This window comes from Bacillus sp. HY001 (genome assembly GCF_007558965.1).
GTDB classification, from domain to species: Bacteria; Bacillota; Bacilli; order Bacillales; family Bacillaceae_G; genus Bacillus_A; species Bacillus_A mobilis.
This window is the reverse complement of record NZ_VLTE01000367.1, coordinates 1-387: the sequence shown is the minus strand read 5'-3', so window position 1 is coordinate 387 and position 387 is coordinate 1. Positions and strand designations below refer to the sequence as shown.

The 387-nt window shown below is 34.4% G+C and carries 1 pseudogene; it reads left to right on the top strand.

What is annotated here, in order from left to right:
- Nucleotides 1-193: 193 nt before the first annotated feature.
- Nucleotides 194-387, top strand: a pseudogene (locus FOT98_RS31770) (nuclease-related domain-containing protein); the annotation flags it as partial.

Below are 387 nucleotides of genomic sequence, written 5' to 3'. Positions count from 1 at the left end.
ATTGAAAAACCAGTAAATCGAAGAGTGACAAGACCGTTTCCGTTTAGGGGCGGGCTCCTTCTTTCATTAGCCTTAGGATTTGTAGAGATGGTGATAAAGGGCTTATGTATCTCATATTTTATTTTAGGATTAGAAACGTATATCTATCGTCTAATGCGCAAAAACGTAAGAGTGTGAAAAGGAGGATTTTACAATGAAAGTATTGATATTCGAATTAATTCTCATTGCAATTCTAATTCCATTGAATATTGTTGTGAAAAAACATGTACCAAAATGGAAAGCGAAAGTTGGAGAAAAATTAGTGAAGCGTACATTGAGCAAATTGGATTCAGAAAAGTATTGCGTGTTACATGATGTTACGATTCATACTGAGTATGGTGATACAAC